Raw genomic sequence first — 17,887 nt, 5'->3', positions numbered from 1 at the left:
GCCGCGGGTACTTAATTTTGCCCTCCAATTTTCATCATGCTCGACAAATTAGAATCGATAAAAGCCCGCTTTGACGACCTGGGCGTGGCCCTGACCAACCCCGAGATCATTGCCGACAATAAACAGTTTGGCGCCCTCAGCAAAGAATACCGCAGCCTCGAAAAAATTGTAACCGCATATAACGATTACCGCAAGGTGCTGGACGATGTTGCTTTTTACCGCGAGGCACTCAACGGCAATGACGAGGAGCTGCGCGAACTGGCCAAGCTGGAGCTGCCCGAAACAGAGGAGAAGCAAGAAAAAATGGAAGCGTCCATCCGGCAGATGTTGATTCCAAAAGATCCGCAGGATGAAAAGAATGCGATCCTGGAAATCCGTGCGGGTACCGGTGGCGACGAAGCTTCGCTTTTTGCCGGCGACCTGGTGCGGATGTACCTGCGCTATTGCGAACGCCGCGGCTGGAAAACAGCCCTGCTGAGCGAAAACGAAGGCGCCGTGGGCGGATACAAGGAAGTGCAAATTGAAGTAACCGGCGATGATGTGTACGGCACACTGAAGTTTGAAAGCGGTGTGCACCGCGTACAACGTGTACCCGACACCGAAGCCAGCGGCCGTGTGCACACCAGTGCCGCAACCGTGGCCGTGATGCCCGAAGCCGAAGAAGTGGATTTTGAACTAAAGGAGAGCGATGTAAAAATGGAAACCTCCCGCAGTGGCGGCGCCGGTGGCCAGAACGTAAACAAGGTGGAAACAAAGGTGATGCTGACGCACATACCAACGGGTGAAGTGGTGATCTGCCAAACGGAACGCACCCAGCTGGGTAACCGCGAAAAAGCGATGCAAATGCTGCGTACCCGCCTCTACGAAGCACAAGTGCGCAAACAGGAAGAGGAAATTGCCCGCCACCGCAAAAGCCTGGTGAGCACTGGCGACCGCAGTGCCAAAATCCGCACTTACAACTTTCCGCAGGGCCGCATAACCGATCACCGCATTGGTATGACGCTGTATAACCTGCAGGATGTGCTGGACGGAAACATCCAGGAGTTAATCGAAGCCCTTCAATTTGCCGAAAATGCTGAGAAAATGACCACCCAACAATAGGGGCTGGTGTTTCAACTTATTTAAAAGTAAATTGTTGGTATAGTAGATCGGGAATAATGCGTTTGGTTATTTTATGACCGATAAAGCCATCCGGAAAACGGTTTTTGAAATTGGCACCATTTTTTCTAATTAATCAGCAGTTCTTACAACAGTATCGATCTTTTCAAATCTTGGAAGTTCAGATGTCGTTAACGGCGCGTTCCAATTTTTGGCAGCATATTTGCCATTAAGAAATTGTTCTTCTTAATAGCAGTCAATTTTCTCATAAGCAGTTAGTTTTGGTTGCGACCCCTGTTTCCACAGGGGTTTATTTTTTTATATACTGCCACCAAACAAAAGCCGCTGCAATGCCCACTGCATCGGCCACCACATCAAACACATCCATACTGCGATTTGCAACAAACTGGTCCTGCGCCAACTCCACCAGGCAGCCATATAAAAGGGCTGCAAATGCCAGCACCAAAATTTGCTTTCTTGTAGTGATGTTCAGCGCAACAATCCACAACGCACAAAGCAGGAAAAAAATCCCCACATGTACCCATTTGTCCACCTGGAGTTTGCCCATCCACCCGGCTGCCGGCAACTTATTGCCCGGCAAAAAAAACAGCACGGCTGTAATGAGGGTAAACAAAATAGCTGCGGGTAATGCAAACCTTTTTATCCGATCCACATCGATTGTTTTTGGGTCAATAAAAAAGGCCTTCCGAAGAAGGCCAATAGTGTATTTTAAAATGCTTGTTTATCCAACCAGGGAGCCGTAAGCTGCGGCATCCATCAGGCTGTCTACATCAGCAGGATCTTTCAGTTTAACACGTACCATCCAGCCTTCGCCATAAGGGTCGTTGTTCACCAATTCGGGATTGTTGTTGAGGCTGGGGTTAACACTGGCAATGGTTCCGGAAACGGGCAAATACAGGTCACTCACGGTTTTTACCGCTTCAACAGTACCAAACACGCTGCCGGCTTCCAGCTCCTGGCCAACGGTTTCAATTTCTACATAAACGATATCGCCCAGTTCGCCTTGTGCGAAAGAAGTGATGCCGATCACGGCTTCGTCACCTTCCAGTCGTACCCATTCGTGCTCCTTGGTATAGCGCAGGTTATCCGGAAAATTCATAGCTAAGTTTTAGGGGTGCAATATAGAGAGAAGTCGGGAAAGACGGAAGTCCAAGGTTGGAAGACGGAAGACATGAAAAGGTAATTACTATCAACTACCAACTGTCAACTATCAACTTTTCCATCATCGCCTCCGCTTCACCAGCCTTGCCTTTACAATCCGCACATCCTGCTCGGGGCGGTTGCCCAATGTAGCTGATACCGGCGCAGAGGCAATGGCATCCACTACTTCCTGGCCTTTTACCACGTAACCAAACACCGTGTACTGGTTATCGAGCTGCACAGTGCCGCCGGTGGTTTTGTACACTTGCCGGTGCGCATCGGGCACTTTTGTCTTAATGCGGATGGTTTCCAATGAATCAATCTGCGCATCCGTCCAGGTACGGCCGTGCACAATATAAAACTGCGCTGCACTGCTCCTGCGTTCGGGGTTTACATCATCGCCCATGCGGGCCGCAGCCAGTGCGCCTTTGTGGTGAAACAGGTCGCTGCGGATTTCGGCAGGCACCGTATAGCCCGGTCCGCCCGAGCCCAATGCTTTGCCTGCAGCTGCAGTTTTTGAAGTTGGGTCGCCGGCCTGGATCATAAAATTTTTCATGACGCGGTGAAATAAAATGCTGTCGTAATAACCCGTTTTTACGAGGCGCAAAAAATTATCGCGGTGCAGCGGTGTGGCATCGTGCAGGCGCAGCCGGATGGTGCCCACAGTGGTTACCAGTTCCACATCCCGCTTACGATCGCGTTTGCGCAGCCGGATGCTGTCCTGTGCATCGGCCGGTATAAGTAGCATTAAAAAAGCAGCAAGGAAAATGCACCGCAACAGTGCAGGCAGGCGTGGGCACAACATTAAAAATCCTGGTTTTGGAAATACAGCAAAATATGGTCTTTTAAAAATGCTTCCTGTTCAAACGGCGCCAGCTCGGGCATTGGCTTCAGTTGCTTGAAATGCGGCCAGCCATCGGCATCTACACGGTCCAGTTCGTAGTATCCGCTGGGCGACAGCACGGTGCAAATGGCCACATGCATCAGGTCCTGCTTTTGTTCTTTCGAAAATTTTTTCCGTATATCGCCCAGTTCCTGCACGCCAATGAGGAACAAAACACTTTCCACATCGGGCTTTTTGCCAAAGCGCTCCATCATTTTTTGCTCCAGTGCAAACCAGCGCACCTGCAGATCGTCTCCAAAATTCATATTTGCAAAACAACTCCCTTTTATGACATGGACAAAAGATGATTTTACCATCACTACCAGCAAAGACCTGATTGATGTTCCGTATGTGCACCGCTTTTTAAGCCGGTCGTACTGGGCACAGGAAATACCGGCGGAGGTGGTAGCCCGCTCCATCGAAGGTTCTTTGTGCTTTTCTGTATTTCAGCAAAATAACCAGGTTGGCTTTGCACGGGTCATTACCGATGGGGCCACGTTTGCCTACCTCGCCGATGTGTTTATTGACGAAGCTTTCCGGGGATTGGGCCTGAGCAAATGGCTGATGGAAACAATCGTTGCCCATCCATCGCTTACAGGGTTACGCAGGTTTTTATTGGTTACCCGCGATGCGCATGGATTGTATGAGCAATTTGGATTTACCCCCATTGCCCACCCCGAAAATTTTATGTCCATTCACCGCCCCGGATTGTACAGCGCCGGTGCGGGCAGCAATTCCTGAAAATCATGTGGCTGCTATAACCAGCGGTTTATCTTTGCAGCCTTTACAACAAATTAACCGATATATGCTGCAGGTAGCTTACATCAAACAGAACACGGAAGAAGTAAAGCGCAAACTGGCAAAAAAACATTTTGCCGAAACAGGCCTGGTGGACCTTATTGTGGCCAAAGATGAAGAACGCAAATCGCTTACGTTCCGGTTTGATGAAACAAAGGCAAAGATCAATGCAGCATCCAAGGAAATTGGTGGCCTGATGGCCAAGGGCCAGAAGGAAGAAGCCGAAGGCCGCAAGCGGGAAGTGGAAGCACTGAAAGCCGAACTGCAACCCGTGCAGCAACAATTGGATGAAGCCGAAAAAGCCGTGCACGACCTGCTGATTAAACTGCCCAACCTGCCAGCCGATGCGGTGCCCGAAGGCCGCACTCCTGCCGATAACGAGGTGGTGCGCACCGGCGGCTCCAAGCCCGAGTTGCCTGCAGGCGCTGTGCCACATTGGGATCTGGCCAAAAAGTACGATCTCATTGATTTTGAGCTGGGCAACAAAATAACCGGCAGTGGTTTCCCGGTGTATAAAAATAGGGGTGCCCGCCTGCAGCGAGCCCTGATCCAATACTTTTTGGATTACAACACCGCCGCCGGCTACACCGAGTTTATGCCGCCGCTGATGGTCAACGAAGCATCGGCTTACGGCACCGGCCAGTTGCCCGATAAAGAAGGCCAGATGTACCACGCCACGGCCGACAACCTGTACCTGATTCCAACCGCCGAAGTGCCGGTAACCAATATTTACCGCGATACGATTTTAAAAGAAGCCGAACTGCCCGTTAAAATGACGGCTTATACGCCTTGCTTTCGCCGCGAGGCAGGCTCGTATGGCAAGGATGTTCGCGGATTGAACCGCCTGCACCAGTTTGATAAAGTGGAAATTGTGCAACTGGTGGCCGCGGAACGCAGCTACGAAGTGCTGGAAGAAATGGTGGTGCATGTAGAAAAGCTGGTGCAATCGCTGGGGCTGCCTTACCGTATTCTTCGGTTGTGTGGCGGCGATATGGGCTTTGCATCAGCGCTCACTTACGATTTTGAAGTGTACAGCGCTGCACAGGAAAAATGGCTGGAGATAAGCTCGGTTTCCAACTTTGAATCGTTCCAGGCCAACCGCATGAAAATTCGCTACAAGAACAACGACGGTAAAACCCAATTGGCGCATTCGCTCAACGGCTCTTCGCTGGCACTGCCCCGCATCCTGGCCTGCCTGCTCGAAAATAATCAGACCGAAAACGGCATCCTGCTGCCACCGGCTTTGCAGCCGTATTTTGGCGGAGAAATGATTTAAGCAGTAGACAGTTGGTAGTTGATGGTTGGTAGTAAAACGCCACTGTCAACTATCAACTGTCAACTACCAACTTTCCCTTTTTATGAACGCCACCTACTACTGCAACGGCATTGAATACCCGGCTGCCATCAGGCTGGATAAAAAGCGTTTATCCATTGCCGTAAGAAGCAACAACAGCAACGAAGTATTTTGGCAATACGATAAAATAAAGCCCGGCACGGCACCGCGCAGTTTTATCTACGACGACTATCCGCCCCAAACACTGGAGGTGTTGCAATCATCGCTTTCGGCCGATTTATCGGCAATAATTACTGCACAAAAAAAGGGTGCGGGCCGCAGGCGCCTGGCGCCGTTTATCCGCGTGGCTGCAGCGGTCGTTTTGTTCCTGGTGTTCATGTTTGTGGCAGTGCTGCCCTGGCTTGCCGGTGTGTTGGCCAACCGCTTTCCACCCAGCTACGAGCAGCAGTTGGGCGACCAGTTGTTTGCCCAAATGAAAACCCGGTTTGCTATTGATGCACCGGCCACCCGGGAGATCAACCGGTTTTACAATGCATTGCAAATTCCATCATCATACCCCATCCGCATTACGGTGGTAAAAGATAATGTTGCCAATGCTTTTGCGCTGCCCGGCGGCCATATCGTGGTGTACAGCAAACTGCTCAATGGCATTGGCAGCTACGAAGAACTGGCTGCGCTGCTTACCCACGAGGCGGTGCATATTACCCGCCGACATACGGTGCGTACGTTGTTCAGGCAAATGAGCAGTGCCGTTTTTTTATCGCTGCTGATAGGCGATGCCGGTGCTATAACGGGCATTATTTTAAACAACGCCAACGAACTCAAAAACCTTTCCTACAGCCGCAGCCTGGAAACCGAAGCCGATACCGAAGGAGCCCGGCTGCTGGCGCAACGCGGCATTAGCTGCAATGGTTTTGTGCGCCTGTTTCAATTGCTGGGGGAGCAAAGCAGCGGGCCCGAACCCTCGGAGTGGCTGAGCAGTCACCCCGATCTTAAAAAGCGCATCCGGCAGGTAGCGGAAAACAAGGCTTGCGCCAATATTAACGCCAACACCAATGAACAACTGCGCCACATTTTTTTACAAATTAAAACCGCGGAGTAGTGAACACGCTGCATGTCAGTGAAGGCATTTTACAAACAAAACAAATAGCCTTGTAGATCCTACCTTCTTTCTGTTAACGCTTCCTTCTGAAAAATTGCTGTTAATACAAAAGATGCCTGATGCATGCAATGGGTGTTGCCGGCATCTTCGTTTTCCAAACTAATTTTTTATGAGCAAGTGTTACACCCTCGCAATCATTGCCTGCATTTTATCCATAGCCGCACAGGCCCAAATCACCAAAGGATCCGTTTTGCTGGGCGGCAGCATCAGCTTCGAAAACACCAATGAGGAACAGCGACTGGGCATCAATGAAACACGCTACTTTTCGATAGCGCCACAGGTAGGTATTGCGATAAAAGACAACCTTGTGGCCGGTGTATCTTTTGGCTATGGCGGCTACAGAAATACGGTGAGCGATGCACGGCAAACACTGGATGCTTTTGATGCCGGTGTTTTTCTGCGCCGGTATTTGGAACTGGGCAAAAGCTTTTACCTGTTTGGCGAAGCGGCTCTTGCTTACAGCGGCAGCCGGCAAAACTCCGACGAGCACAGCGCCAACAATACAGTGATCAAAACAAGGGGCGGCGAGCTATCCTTAACGCCGGGTGTTGCATACGCCATTAACCGAAAGTTGCACCTCGAAGGTGCCATCAACAGCGTGGCATCGGTGGGTTTTAACCGCCAAACCCGGACGGCCGACACCGGCACCGGTATTATGTTCAATCAAAAAGACCGGTTTACGGCCGCAACCAATGTTAGCGCCCAGTCACCGCTGTCGCTGGGCATACACTTGTTTTTTGCCCGATAAACCAGAGGGATTTTGGAATTACGATTTCAGATTGGCGGGCCGCTAAACCAGGCTTTTGCCCACAAATCGTCAATCCAAAATCGTAAATCGTAAATAAATCTTCCCTCCCCGTGTTCCCGTTTTAGAAAACTCCCTTACTTTTGCGGTCCTTTCACAAACTACGGGTGTGGTGACCTGTAGCGGACTGGAAACAACCCGTCTTCTCCACGGGCATTTAAAGAACGTAGAAAAACTAATTATAATGAAACGCACATTTCAACCGCATCGCCGCCGCCGCAAAACCGTTCACGGTTTCCGCAAACGCATGCAAACTGCCAATGGCCGCAAAGTACTGGCCAGCCGCCGCGCCAAAGGCCGTAAAAAGCTGACTATTTCCGACGAACGCAAGCTGAAATAAACAGCTGCAGGCCCAGCCTGCCGTTTCAACCTTTTTGAATAGCTCCGGCCTCCGGGGCTATTTGTTTTTGCATCTGTGTCAGCGGCTCAATTCGTCAATCCCAAATCGTCAATCGTAAATCACGCCATGCCTCCGCGCTACGGTTTTCCCAAGAGTGAACGGCTGAAAAGCCGCAAGCAGATCGATGGGCTTTTTGCCGGGGGCAAAAGCTACAATGCCTTCCCGGTGCGGATGGCTTACCGGCTGTTTGCCTCCCCGGAGGGAACACAACCGGCGCTGCTGGTAGGTGTATCGGCGCCTAAGCGGCACTTTAAAAAAGCGGTGCACCGCAACCGCATCAAACGCCTGCTGCGCGAAGCTTACCGCTTGCAAAAGCCCCAATTGCTGGCCTTATTGGAAGGCGCCAATATTTCGGGGCATGTTTTTTTTCTGTATACCGATAAGTTGCTGCCCGATTATGCCACCATCGAAACATCGGTGGGCAAATGTTTGCAACAGCTACAACGCAAAGCGCATGAAATCACTGCTTAAAATACTGGCCCTGCCGTTTATCTGGATCATCCGGTTTTACCAACTGGCCATTTCGCCGTGGCTGGGACCCTCGTGCCGCTACACGCCTACCTGCTCGCAGTACGGGCTGGAGGCATTTAAAAAATACGGCATCTTCAAAGGGTTTTGGCTGACGCTGAAACGCATTGGCCGCTGCCATCCGTGGGGCGGCAGCGGGTTTGACCCGGTGCCTTGATCGATCGGTTTCCTTTTTAAAATTTGGGAGGTTAATGGTCGGCACTGTGCATCAATTTATATCGCACAATGGGATGACTCTTGGTTTGTCATGCTGAGCGCAGCGAAGCATCTGAGGGATGCTGCTAGAGAGCCTGGTGTAGAAAAGGCAGACTACTTGTTTTTTCTATGTTTGTGCTGGTGCAGGCTCAGATCCTTCGCTGCGCTCAGCATGACAGGGGCAAAAGCGTGATGGGTGGGCAAATGCATGAGAAGGAAAAAACATAATAACTGCAGCAGTGTAGGTCGCTTTTTATACTCGGTGTCTGTCATGCCGAACTCCATTCGGCATCCCCTTATATTTTCAACGACGCTGCTAAAAGAAGGAGATGCCGAATGGAGTTCGGCATGACGGCTGATAAAGAGCAGCAGTTAACTACAATTGCATAAGTATAGCACCATAGCAACACAGAACGTACAAGTGTGCGACGCAACAGCAGCCCGATAGCAATGCAAAAGCTGGTTACATAAAAAAAGCCACCCCGATGGGAGTGGCTTCGTTATAAAAGAGTATTTCGCACTTAAGTTCCCCTTCAGGGAACAGGGCGTTACTTTGCCGCTTCGTACAGTTCGTTCACCTTGCTCCAGTTCACCACGTTCCAGAACGCACCGAGGTACTCCGGGCGGCGGTTCTGGTACTTCAGGTAATAAGCGTGTTCCCACACGTCCACACCCAGGATGGGCGTGCCTTTTACTTCGGCTACATCCATCAGGGGGTTGTCCTGGTTGGGGGTGGAGGTTACTTCCAGTTTGCCGTCTTTTACAATAAGCCAGGCCCAGCCCGAACCAAAGCGGGTGGTGCCGGCAGCGTTGAATTTTTCTTTGAACGCATCAAAAGAACCAAAGGTGCTGTTGATGGCTTCGGCCAGTGCGCCGGTTGGCTGCCCGCCGGCGTTGGGGGCCAGTATTTCCCAGAAAAAGGTGTGGTTCCAGTGGCCGCCGCCGTTGTTGCGTACGGCAGGCGAAATAGAACCGGCAGCTTTTACCAGCTCTTCAATGCTTTTGCCTTCGTGTTCGGTGCCAGCAATGGCTTTATTGAGGTTGTCTACATAAGCCTGGTGGTGCTTGCCGTGGTGGATCTGCATGGTTTGCGCATCGATGTGCGGCTCCAGGGCTTCATGCGCATAAGGTAATTGCGGTAAGGTAAATGCCATAACAATTGTGTTTAAGAGTGAACAATGTATTATCTCGTCTATTGTTTCCGTAGGAAGCACGAATTTACACCGGATTGGGGATAGAAACAGAAGCGATAGAAACTAGTTGACAGCCGATAGACAACAACAAGCCCCGCAGTGATCAACTTTCGGCGCTGTATAACCGAATTTTATCTTTTCGACCGGAAGAACTCGCGGATGAGGCTGCTGCACTCCGCCTCCAGCACACCGCTTTGCAGCTCTGTTTTGGGATGAAATGGCGAGATGCCCGGCTGCACCCTGCTGAACCCGTTTTTGGGGTCGGAGGCGCCCCACACCACGCGGCCTATTTTGCTCCAATATAATGCGCCGGAACACATCACGCAGGGCTCCACGGTTACATACAACGTGGCCTCGGGGAGGTATTTGCTACCCAGGTAATTAAATGCCGAGGTCAGCGCAATCATTTCGGCATGCGCAGTTGGGTCGGCCAGTTTTTCTACCTGGTTGTAGCCCCGCGCAATGATGCGGCCGCCCAACACCACGATGGCGCCCACGGGTACTTCATCTTCGTCAAAAGCTTGCTGGGCCTGCCTCAGGGCCTGCCCCATATAATGTTCATCGTTGTGCATACAGCGCAAAGGAAGGAAATATAGGCAAGGAAAAACAAGGGCGGTTGGCGGCAAAATGCGATTGCAGAAATGCGGCGCCGGCACATGGCAGGAAAATTGAACCGGCAGCACTAAAATTTTGTATGAAAAAAATAGTTTGCGCCCTGGCCACGGTAGTGCTGCTGGCCGCCTGCGGCAATGATGCCGATACCACCGATGCCGTTTCCGATTCGGCTAATACCACCATCCGCGGTGTGGAAAATGTAAACGGAAACATTCCCGACACTGCTGCCACCGGTGCACAGCCCAATGCCAGCATGCATACCGACTCGGCACAATAATGCATTTGCCCTTGTTGCACTAAATTGAACCAATGAATTTTTCCATCAGGGAAGCTACCGTGCAGGATGCGGCCCTTGTCGCCGACCTGAGCCGGCAAACATTTTACGACACGTTTGCAGTGCACAATACGGCCGCCAACATGCAACAGTTTCTCGACCAGCAGTTTACCCGCGGCCGCTTGATGCTGGAAGTGGGCCGTCCGGGCAATATTTTTTTGCTGGCTTATTTTAACGATGAAGTAGCCGGTTATGTAAAGCTTCGCGAAACGCATACGCCGGCAGCGCTGGTGGGCACGCCGTCGCTGGAGATTGCGCGGCTCTATGCCTGCGAGCAATTTATTGGCAAAGGTGTGGGTAACCTGCTGATGCAAAAAAGCATTGACCTGGGGCGCCAAACAGGCAAAAAGCTGGTGTGGCTTTGTGTTTGGGAAAAAAATGAACGTGCCATCCGCTTTTACCAGCGCTGGGGTTTTACCCGCTTTGGCGATATTGATTTTATACTGGGTCAGGATGTGCAGAACGACTGGATGATGAAACGGGATATTTAGCTTAAACGGCATTTGTCGTTTTTGCTTTGCTGGCTGTTGGTGCCGTCAGTTAAGTGCATTGGTCGGGCAAATAAACTGCGGCCGTAAGCCTCTGGCAACTTATTTGCCTGTGGTAACTGCATTAAAAATTGTGGATATGAAAAAGGCTTTGTTGATCACTTCTGTGGCATTCCTGGGTTTGATGAGCTGTAATAACGATGCAAACGATGGCGATGCCACCACCGATACCATGAACTCGTCGGGCACGGTACCCGAAAGTGCAGCGCCTTATGGCGACACGGCCCGCGACGTAAACAACGAGGGCACGCAAACCGACATGAACATGCGTACCGATGTGGACAGCATGGCCAACCGCACAGGCGACAGTTCGGGCAGGCAGTAACAAACGAATGGCTGCTGCCTTTTACCGCAATACTTTTTTAAACAGGTTCAGCTTGCCTTTGAACGGCGGGTATTTCAGCGCCGGATCAAACCAGGTGGGCGTTTTCATGATGCCTTTAAGGTGGCTGAACGTGTTGAACGAAAAGGCACCGTGGTAAGCGCCAATGCCGCTGTTGCCGCGGCCGCCAAAAGGCAGGCGATGGTTGGTGAGGTGCCAACTGCAGTTGTTGATGCACCCACCGCCAAAGGCCACGTTGTGCATCCACCAGTTGGCCGTTTCGCTATTTTCTGTAAATACATATAGCGCCAGCGGGTTTTTGTTTTGTTCAATAATGCGCAGCGCTTCTTCCTTTGTGTTCCAGGTAAGAATGGGCAGCACGGGCCCAAATATTTCGTCCTGCATTACCCGTGCATTGGGCCGCACCTTGCCCAGCAGCGTTGGTGCCAGGTGCAGTGTGGCCGCATCATAATTTCCCCCGGCCCATATTTCACCTTCTTCCAAATATTGCAGCAGGCGGCCAAACTGCTGTTCGTTGATCACTTTGCCAAAATGATAATTCCGCACGCCATCGGCGGCATAGAAATCTTGGATGCTTTTTTTCAAATGCGCCAAAAACGGCTCCAGCACCTGCTGGTGTACCAGCAGGTAATCGGGGGCTACGCACATTTGTCCTGCGTTGGAAAACTTGGTCACCGCAATGCGGCGTGCCGCCACTTCCAGTGCTGCATCTGGCTCTATAATGCAGGGACTTTTTCCACCCAACTCCAGGGTTACCGGCACCAGTTTTTTTGCCGCCAGCCCGTACACCAGGGTGCCTACTGCGGTGCTGCCGGTGTAAAACACATGATCGAATCGGAAGGCCTCCATCATTTGCGGGATCACCACGGCACCATCGCCCTGCACCAGGGCCACTTCGGCCGGATCAAATGCATCTTTTACAATTTGCTCCAATACGGCAGCTGTTGCAGCAGCATACTCACTCGGTTTTAGCACTGCACAATTGCCGGCAGCCAGGGCGCCCACCAGTGGCGCCAGCACTAGTTGCAACGGGTAGTTCCATGGCCCTATAATGAGCACAACGCCCAGCGGCTCGGGCTGCAGGTAGCTGCGCGATGGAAAGTTGAGCAGGTTGGTGCCCACACGCCGCGGCTGCATCCACCGTTTCAGGTGCTTCAGCGCATAGTTTATTTCGGAGATCACAAAACCTATTTCCGTGATCCAGGCTTCTTCGCGGTTCTTTTTCAGATCGGAGTACAAAGCCGTGTAGATGGCAGCTTCGTGGCGGAGCAAAGTTTCCTTAAGGCGCAACAGCTGCTGGCGGCGCCATTCGTAGCTATGGGTATGGCGCCGTGCTGCAGACGCCTGCAAAGCTTCCAGTTGTATGTGCTGCATGGGGCAATTTATACAAATAAAAATGGCTGCACCCGAGGGGCACAGCCATTGAATAGAATGTTGCGCAACGGATTATGTACCGCCGTTGTACGATGTATTTTATTTCACCGAAACAGGCACTTCCAGGTCGCCCCATGCCAGTGTAAAGCCGTCTTTGCCTACGTTGTAAGCGAGGCGCTCATTAAACGAAGCGGCCTTGCGTGGCTTGGCAGTAACACGCAGTGCATCCTGTCCCTGGTCGTAATTAAAAGCGCCCCACTGCTTCGATACTTTGTTGAATACAATGGTCCACTCGTTTTCCTGCGGAATAGCAAACAAGGCATATTTGCCGGCGGGCAGGGTTTTACCTTCTACCTGCACAGCCGATGATGTTTCAAAAGTGGTAGCATCGTTGGCACCGGCACGCCATACTTTGCCATATGGCACCAGTTGGCCCCAAAGGGTACGGCCTTTCACGGCGGGGCTGCTGTAGCTGATGGTTACATCGGCGTTGCCTAATTTGCCTTTAGCGGTTTGCGCCGGGCTGGCAGGTGCATTTTGCGCCTGTACTGTCGATCCACATAAAAATGCAATGGCAAAAAAGAATGCGGAAAGAACAAAAAGTTTTTTCATGGTTCTGTATTTAAAGTAATGGATGTAATAATACAAAAATACGTGCAGCCGGGTTGGCAGTGGCCGCATATAAATTTAGCCACATACATTTTAACAGCTGCATGCATGCACGTTTTTAAAATGCTTCGTTAAGTTTCATACATTAAGCCCTCAATCTATGTTTATCGCATGAAGAAAACTTCTTTTTTGCTCCTGCTGACCGGTCTGGCGGTGCTTACAGGCTACCTGTTGTCCAAAGCAACGTTGATTGGCCGTACCGGCATTTCGCTGTTTTACAAACAATATACTTTTTTAAAAACCTGGTGGCAGGGCGCCGGTGTGGTGCTGGCAGTGTGGCTGTTGCTATTTTGGCTGCACGGGCTGGTGCAGGCACGTGCAAGGGCAGCCACTGCCCGGTACATCCATGTGTCGGCCATTATTGCGGCGGCCATCGGACTGTTCATTACCTACCAGGATTTTCGCAATACACTCTCGTACCGCCTCATGGGCGAACGTTTTCATTTAGGTGCATACCTGTTCTGGATCGGGTGGATGCTGGTGAGTTTGTATTATTTAATGACAAGGAAGCCGGTACAGAGGATAGACAGTAGACAGCAGGCAATAGATGTTAGACGATAGATTTTAGATAATAGATAATAGACAACAGCCATCTATCGTCTGTCGTCTATTATCTATTGTCTATTGTATTTCTCCCAGCCTATTCAAACACGATTTTAAACACCTGCCGTTCGCCGCTGATGCGGTTGGTGCAATGCAGCAGGTACACGCCGGGTGTAACTAGAGCAGGGCGTTGCAGCGTGTATTCCCGCTGGTCAAAAGGCTCGATGCGCTGGCTGTGCACCCGCTGCCCTACTGCGTTGTACAGTTCCAGTTGGTAGGCATCCTGCACGGGATCTTTCCAGGCAAGGCGCAGGAAACTTTTGGCCGGGTTGGGCAATACTTTTACCAGCGTAGCAGGCACCCCCGTTTGGATAATGTTGGAGTATTTCTTTTTACCACCTTTACCGGTGATGCGTAACCGATATTGTACTTTACCGGCACCTGCGTTTTTATCTTCATAGCTGTAGCTTTCCAGCACCTGCGAGCCACGGGCCTGCACTGAATCGATCAACCTGAAGTTGGTGGCGTTATTGAGTTTGCGTTCAATGCCGTACCAATATACATCCTGCTCTTCGGTGGCATCCCAGTACAGTTGCACTGCAGTTTCGCTGGTACGGCGGCCACGCAGTTGCACGGACACTGGTAACGTAGCATCATCGCATTTACCGGTAAGGTTAAATGTAGCCACACGGGTAATACAATCATTGTTTACCGAGATATGGCAAACATATACGCCTGTTTGCTCCGGCATTAAAAACGGGATGGTAAAACCGGCGTTGGTATTGACCAGCACACTGTCTTCATCGCTTTGTTTTAGGTACCATTTATACGTGGCATTCGGGATGGGATCAACCGTAAGCTCCACATCTTTATACAGGCAGGTTTGTGTGGCGGTAACGGCAATATTTTGCAGCGGCAACACGCTGATGTCGTTGAGCGTGGCATTGCCGCAGGCATCTACCGAACGCAGGCGCACCAGCGAATACACGGTGCCGTTGTTGATGGAAAATACGGCGCTGTTTTGCGGCGCGGTAATGATGCTCGGCGTTTCGGGCAGGCTGCCAATAATCTCGTATTTAAAAGGCCCCACGCCACCTTTCACCGAAGCACCAAGGCTAAAGCCATTGTCGTTGCACTGGTAAATAGCCGAACGGTCCTGCACCGGGAATGTATAAGGCGGCACCACCACGGTTTGCTGCTCTTTGGCAGTGCAACCTTGCAGGGTATATTCCACCAAATAAGTGCCGGGCTCCAGCGATGCAAATACAAAGTTGTTGCCTGTGTTGGTAGAATAGGATCGATTGAATGCTGCACCGTCCTTTGAGATGATGGCCGGCGTTACCAATGCTTTATTTGAAAAGCAGGTTACCAACAAATCGCCAGAGCCATCTTGCGAGGTAGCGCTGGGGCATTTTGGCGCTACCGATGCCGAACGGGTAATAACGGTAGCATCGGGCACAACGGTTTTTTCATCACCTTGTCCGCAGTTGTTGGTGCCCACCACGCGGTATGCAGCACCTGCAGGCAGTGCAGGCAGGTTGGCCAGGTTGATCATAGCCGTGTTGGCCGTTACTTCCCGCACCAGCGAGCCATCGGGGTGGTACACCTGTACGGTAAACGGACTGCCGCTGCCGGCAAACTGCACCAGCATATCGGTGGCGTTGAGCGTACAGGTTTTGCCGGTGAGCACCGTGAACGATTGCGGGTTGCTAAAGGTTTGGCACCTGCGCAACTCCTGGTTGGTGCAGCCATCTTTTACAACAAAACAGTAATAACCATATCTCAGGTTGTTGAATACATTGGATGTACCTGTAAATACCAGGTTATTCCCGGCATCATACACATAATAAGTAGGCGCTGTTAAATTGGTACCGGTAACCGTTGCAGTAAATGTAGCGCAGGTTGCGTTGGAAGTGCCAATGGTAGCGTCGATGGCAGGTGTTGGCCGGGTGGCGGATACGGTGCGTTCGATAGTTCCGGTAGCGCAACCACCGGTGATGCGTATGGTGTAATTGCCATAAGCGAGGTTATTAAATACGCCGGTAGTATTGCAGTCGCCAACCTGCACGCCACTGCTGTTAACAATACAATACTGTGCGTTGGTGAGGTATGTTTTATTGGTAACCGTTGCGGTAAAACCGCTGCAGTTGAGATTGCTGGTGCTTACTCCCGGGTTGGGCACCGGAGCATTTTGTGTAAAACACCTGTCGGCAGTTACATCGCCGCACGAAGTGGTTGCCCGGATGCAATAGCGGCCATAAGGAATATTCGTGAACAGGCCGGTGTTGTTGCAGTCAATTCTATTTCCTGCATTATCGTACAAACAAAATTCAGGATTGGCCTGCAGGTTGTTACCGCTTGCCTGCACGCTAAATGTAGAACAGGTTTGATTAGATATGCTGTGGTTATTGACAACAGGCACCGGCTTGGTTCCTGTAACACTTACCGGCACAACAGCATTGGAGCATGCATCCTTTACCTTGATGGAATAAGTGCTGTAAGGAAGGTTGTTAAAAATGCCTGTGCTGTTGCAAACGCCCACTTGCACGTTGCTGCTATTGAACAAACAATATTCTGGGTTGGTAAAATTCTGTGTTCCTTTTACTGTAGCTGTAAAGGTGGTGCAAGTATATGCGCTTATTTCCACTGCGCTGGTGATTGCAGGCACAGCCGCCGATGCAGAAAAGCTGCGAACAATTGTGGTATCATAACAAAGATCCCGCACCTGCATGGTATAGCTGCCATAAGGCAGGTTGGGGAAGCTGCCCGTGGTGTTGCAAACACCCACTTGTACGCCACTGCTGTTGAACACACAGTATTGCGGGTTGGTGAGGTTAACCTGTCCCGACGCTGCAGCAGTAAAAGTAGAGCAGGCCCTGTTGCTAATGCCAACATTAGCGCCCATTGCAGGTATGGTGTTGGCGGCAATATCTGCGGTTTTTGTGCGCACATTATTGCATGCATCTTTTGCCACCAGTGTTACACTGCGGCGTTTGCCCAAAACGAACCTGAAACTGCGCTGCGTGCCCCACAAAGTATCGCCAACAGCTTGTACCACGCCGTATTTAAACCCATTGAATGTTGTGCCCGATGTGTTGGTGTTGCCTTTATGATCCTTGAGGGTAATTACGGCATCACCATCGGTACATCCATTTCGGATAAGCGTCGCCGCTTCCAACCACCAATTGTAAGCTTCAATGCGGATGGTACGCACCTGGATGCCGCCGCATGAATCGGTGAGGCGGATGCTGTATTCACCGCCCGGCAAGCCGGTAAATTTACCCGAGCTGTTGCTGGTACCCACACCGGATGGTGATGGTGCAATGATGGTGTAGGTAAAAGGCGAACGTCCGTTTTGCAACCCATTGGCTGTTATCGATCCATCGTTGCCGGCACAGGTGGCATCAGTGGCCTGCAGTCCAAAACGCGGATCGGAGTAAGAGCCGGTTACCACCACATTTGCAACCTCTATTTCTTTGTTGTGCACCACATCTTTTACTACCACCGTATACGTGCCTGCCTCAAGGCCGGTGATGGTGCTGGAAGAGGTGAATGGTGTGGCAATGGGCCCGACAGCCTTGTAGTTGTAACTGCCCGAGCCGCCTGTTGCAGCAATGGCAATGGCCCCGGTAGAACGGCACCTCGATTCAAATGTGGCATAAGTGGCGCTCAGCCCCGCCGATTGTGCCCAGGCACCGGAGGTGCTGGCAAAAAGGGTGAGCAGTAACAATAAAATGGGGTAAAGATTTTTCATGGGCTATGGATATTAGAAAGCAGTTAGGGTAAACAAACACCAGGAAAATGGCGATGAAGATGGCCGTTGGGCGGCCGTAGCGGTGTTGAGCAGGCGGCATGTGCCTGCATGCAATTGGGGTTGCTCATTTTCATGGGATTTGGAAGGCAGCTTGCTGTGCAATCCGCCACGGATACAAGGGGCAAGTTAT

General features: G+C 51.2%; 21 protein-coding genes. 12 read left to right on the top strand and 9 right to left on the bottom strand.

Annotation, left to right across the window (positions count from 1 at the left end):
• Positions 1-36: 36 nt before the first annotated feature.
• Positions 37-1,101, top strand: coding sequence for a peptide chain release factor 1 (prfA, locus tag DRJ53_RS10740; RefSeq protein WP_114235636.1), 1,065 nt, complete (start codon positions 37-39; stop codon positions 1,099-1,101).
• 307 nt (positions 1,102-1,408) lie between these two features.
• Here prfA and DRJ53_RS10735 read toward each other — a convergent pair whose 3' ends face one another.
• From DRJ53_RS10735 to DRJ53_RS10720, 4 genes are all read right to left on the bottom strand, one after another.
• Positions 1,409-1,771, bottom strand: a complete 363-nt coding sequence (locus tag DRJ53_RS10735) for a VanZ family protein (protein ID WP_162303854.1) — start codon at positions 1,769-1,771, stop codon at positions 1,409-1,411.
• Between the two features lie 69 nt (positions 1,772-1,840).
• Positions 1,841-2,218 (bottom strand): glycine cleavage system protein GcvH, encoded by a 378-nt coding sequence (gene gcvH / locus DRJ53_RS10730; RefSeq protein ID WP_114235634.1) that lies wholly within the window; start codon positions 2,216-2,218, stop codon positions 1,841-1,843.
• 123 nt (positions 2,219-2,341) lie between these two features.
• Positions 2,342-3,064: a peptidylprolyl isomerase gene (locus DRJ53_RS10725; protein ID WP_114235633.1), complete on the bottom strand. Its 723-nt coding sequence runs from the start codon at positions 3,062-3,064 to the stop codon at positions 2,342-2,344.
• Positions 3,064-3,408: a hypothetical protein gene (locus DRJ53_RS10720; RefSeq protein WP_114235632.1), complete on the bottom strand. Its 345-nt coding sequence runs from the start codon at positions 3,406-3,408 to the stop codon at positions 3,064-3,066. Before DRJ53_RS10720 ends, DRJ53_RS10725 begins: the two co-directional genes overlap by 1 nt.
• 22 nt (positions 3,409-3,430) lie before the next feature.
• Here DRJ53_RS10720 and DRJ53_RS10715 point away from each other — a divergent pair, with 22 nt between their 5' ends.
• The 7 genes from DRJ53_RS10715 to yidD all read left to right on the top strand — a co-directional run bounded on the left by DRJ53_RS10715 (position 3,431) and on the right by yidD (position 8,286).
• Entirely contained in the window at positions 3,431-3,883 is a 453-nt protein-coding gene (locus DRJ53_RS10715; protein WP_114235631.1) for a GNAT family N-acetyltransferase, read from the top strand.
• A gap of 64 nt (positions 3,884-3,947) precedes the next feature.
• Complete coding sequence (serS, locus tag DRJ53_RS10710) at positions 3,948-5,216, top strand: serine--tRNA ligase (RefSeq protein WP_114235630.1); 1,269 nt, start codon at positions 3,948-3,950, stop codon at positions 5,214-5,216.
• Between the two features lie 82 nt (positions 5,217-5,298).
• Positions 5,299-6,336 carry a M48 family metallopeptidase gene (locus tag DRJ53_RS10705; protein WP_114235629.1) on the top strand — a complete coding sequence of 346 codons (1,038 nt, stop codon included), beginning with the start codon at positions 5,299-5,301 and terminating at the stop codon, positions 6,334-6,336.
• A gap of 169 nt (positions 6,337-6,505) precedes the next feature.
• Positions 6,506-7,144, top strand: coding sequence for an outer membrane beta-barrel protein (locus DRJ53_RS10700; RefSeq protein ID WP_114235628.1), 639 nt, complete (start codon positions 6,506-6,508; stop codon positions 7,142-7,144).
• A 241-nt stretch (positions 7,145-7,385) separates the two neighbouring features.
• Positions 7,386-7,541 carry a 50S ribosomal protein L34 gene (rpmH, locus tag DRJ53_RS10695; RefSeq protein WP_114235627.1) on the top strand — a complete coding sequence of 52 codons (156 nt, stop codon included), beginning with the start codon at positions 7,386-7,388 and terminating at the stop codon, positions 7,539-7,541.
• A 126-nt stretch (positions 7,542-7,667) separates the two neighbouring features.
• Entirely contained in the window at positions 7,668-8,072 is a 405-nt protein-coding gene (gene rnpA, locus DRJ53_RS10690) for a ribonuclease P protein component (RefSeq protein ID WP_114235626.1), read from the top strand.
• Positions 8,056-8,286: a membrane protein insertion efficiency factor YidD gene (gene yidD, locus DRJ53_RS10685; protein ID WP_114235625.1), complete on the top strand. Its 231-nt coding sequence runs from the start codon at positions 8,056-8,058 to the stop codon at positions 8,284-8,286. Before rnpA ends, yidD begins: the two co-directional genes overlap by 17 nt.
• 586 nt (positions 8,287-8,872) lie before the next feature.
• Here the strand turns inward: yidD and DRJ53_RS10680 are convergent.
• Both DRJ53_RS10680 and DRJ53_RS10675 read right to left on the bottom strand, forming a co-directional pair.
• Positions 8,873-9,478, bottom strand: coding sequence for a superoxide dismutase (locus DRJ53_RS10680; RefSeq protein WP_114235624.1), 606 nt, complete (start codon positions 9,476-9,478; stop codon positions 8,873-8,875).
• Between the two features lie 170 nt (positions 9,479-9,648).
• Complete coding sequence (locus DRJ53_RS10675) at positions 9,649-10,089, bottom strand: nucleoside deaminase (RefSeq protein ID WP_114235623.1); 441 nt, start codon at positions 10,087-10,089, stop codon at positions 9,649-9,651.
• Positions 10,090-10,211: 122 nt separating this feature from the next.
• On the opposite strand from DRJ53_RS10675, the gene DRJ53_RS10670 reads away from it, so the two are divergent.
• The 3 genes from DRJ53_RS10670 to DRJ53_RS10660 all read left to right on the top strand — a co-directional run bounded on the left by DRJ53_RS10670 (position 10,212) and on the right by DRJ53_RS10660 (position 11,339).
• Positions 10,212-10,409: a hypothetical protein gene (locus DRJ53_RS10670; RefSeq protein ID WP_114235622.1), complete on the top strand. Its 198-nt coding sequence runs from the start codon at positions 10,212-10,214 to the stop codon at positions 10,407-10,409.
• Positions 10,410-10,441: 32 nt separating this feature from the next.
• The gene (locus DRJ53_RS10665) at positions 10,442-10,957 is read left to right on the top strand and encodes a GNAT family N-acetyltransferase (RefSeq protein ID WP_114235621.1); all 516 of its coding nucleotides are present in this window, start codon (positions 10,442-10,444) and stop codon (positions 10,955-10,957) included.
• A gap of 136 nt (positions 10,958-11,093) precedes the next feature.
• Entirely contained in the window at positions 11,094-11,339 is a 246-nt protein-coding gene (locus DRJ53_RS10660; RefSeq protein ID WP_114235620.1) for a hypothetical protein, read from the top strand.
• Positions 11,340-11,360: 21 nt separating this feature from the next.
• On the opposite strand, the gene DRJ53_RS10655 is transcribed toward DRJ53_RS10660, so the two are convergent.
• Positions 11,361-12,731 (bottom strand): aldehyde dehydrogenase, encoded by a 1,371-nt coding sequence (locus tag DRJ53_RS10655; RefSeq protein ID WP_114235619.1) that lies wholly within the window; start codon positions 12,729-12,731, stop codon positions 11,361-11,363.
• 99 nt (positions 12,732-12,830) lie between these two features.
• Positions 12,831-13,343: a DUF2911 domain-containing protein gene (locus DRJ53_RS10650; RefSeq protein ID WP_114235757.1), complete on the bottom strand. Its 513-nt coding sequence runs from the start codon at positions 13,341-13,343 to the stop codon at positions 12,831-12,833.
• A gap of 168 nt (positions 13,344-13,511) precedes the next feature.
• Between DRJ53_RS10650 and DRJ53_RS10645 the strand changes: the two genes are divergently transcribed.
• On the top strand, positions 13,512-13,961 hold the full coding sequence (locus DRJ53_RS10645) for a cytochrome d ubiquinol oxidase subunit II (protein WP_114235618.1): 450 nt from the start codon (positions 13,512-13,514) through the stop codon (positions 13,959-13,961).
• Positions 13,962-14,040: 79 nt separating this feature from the next.
• Here the strand turns inward: DRJ53_RS10645 and DRJ53_RS10640 are convergent, their stop codons facing one another.
• The gene (locus DRJ53_RS10640; protein WP_114235617.1) at positions 14,041-17,697 is read right to left on the bottom strand and encodes a hypothetical protein; all 3,657 of its coding nucleotides are present in this window, start codon (positions 17,695-17,697) and stop codon (positions 14,041-14,043) included.
• Positions 17,698-17,887: the final 190 nt, after the last annotated feature.

Source organism: Paracnuella aquatica (genome assembly GCF_003332885.2).
Lineage (GTDB): Bacteria > Bacteroidota > Bacteroidia > Chitinophagales > Chitinophagaceae > Flavisolibacter > Flavisolibacter aquaticus.
Note: the sequence above shows the minus strand (reverse complement) of the source record. Positions and strands in the feature narration are given on the sequence as shown.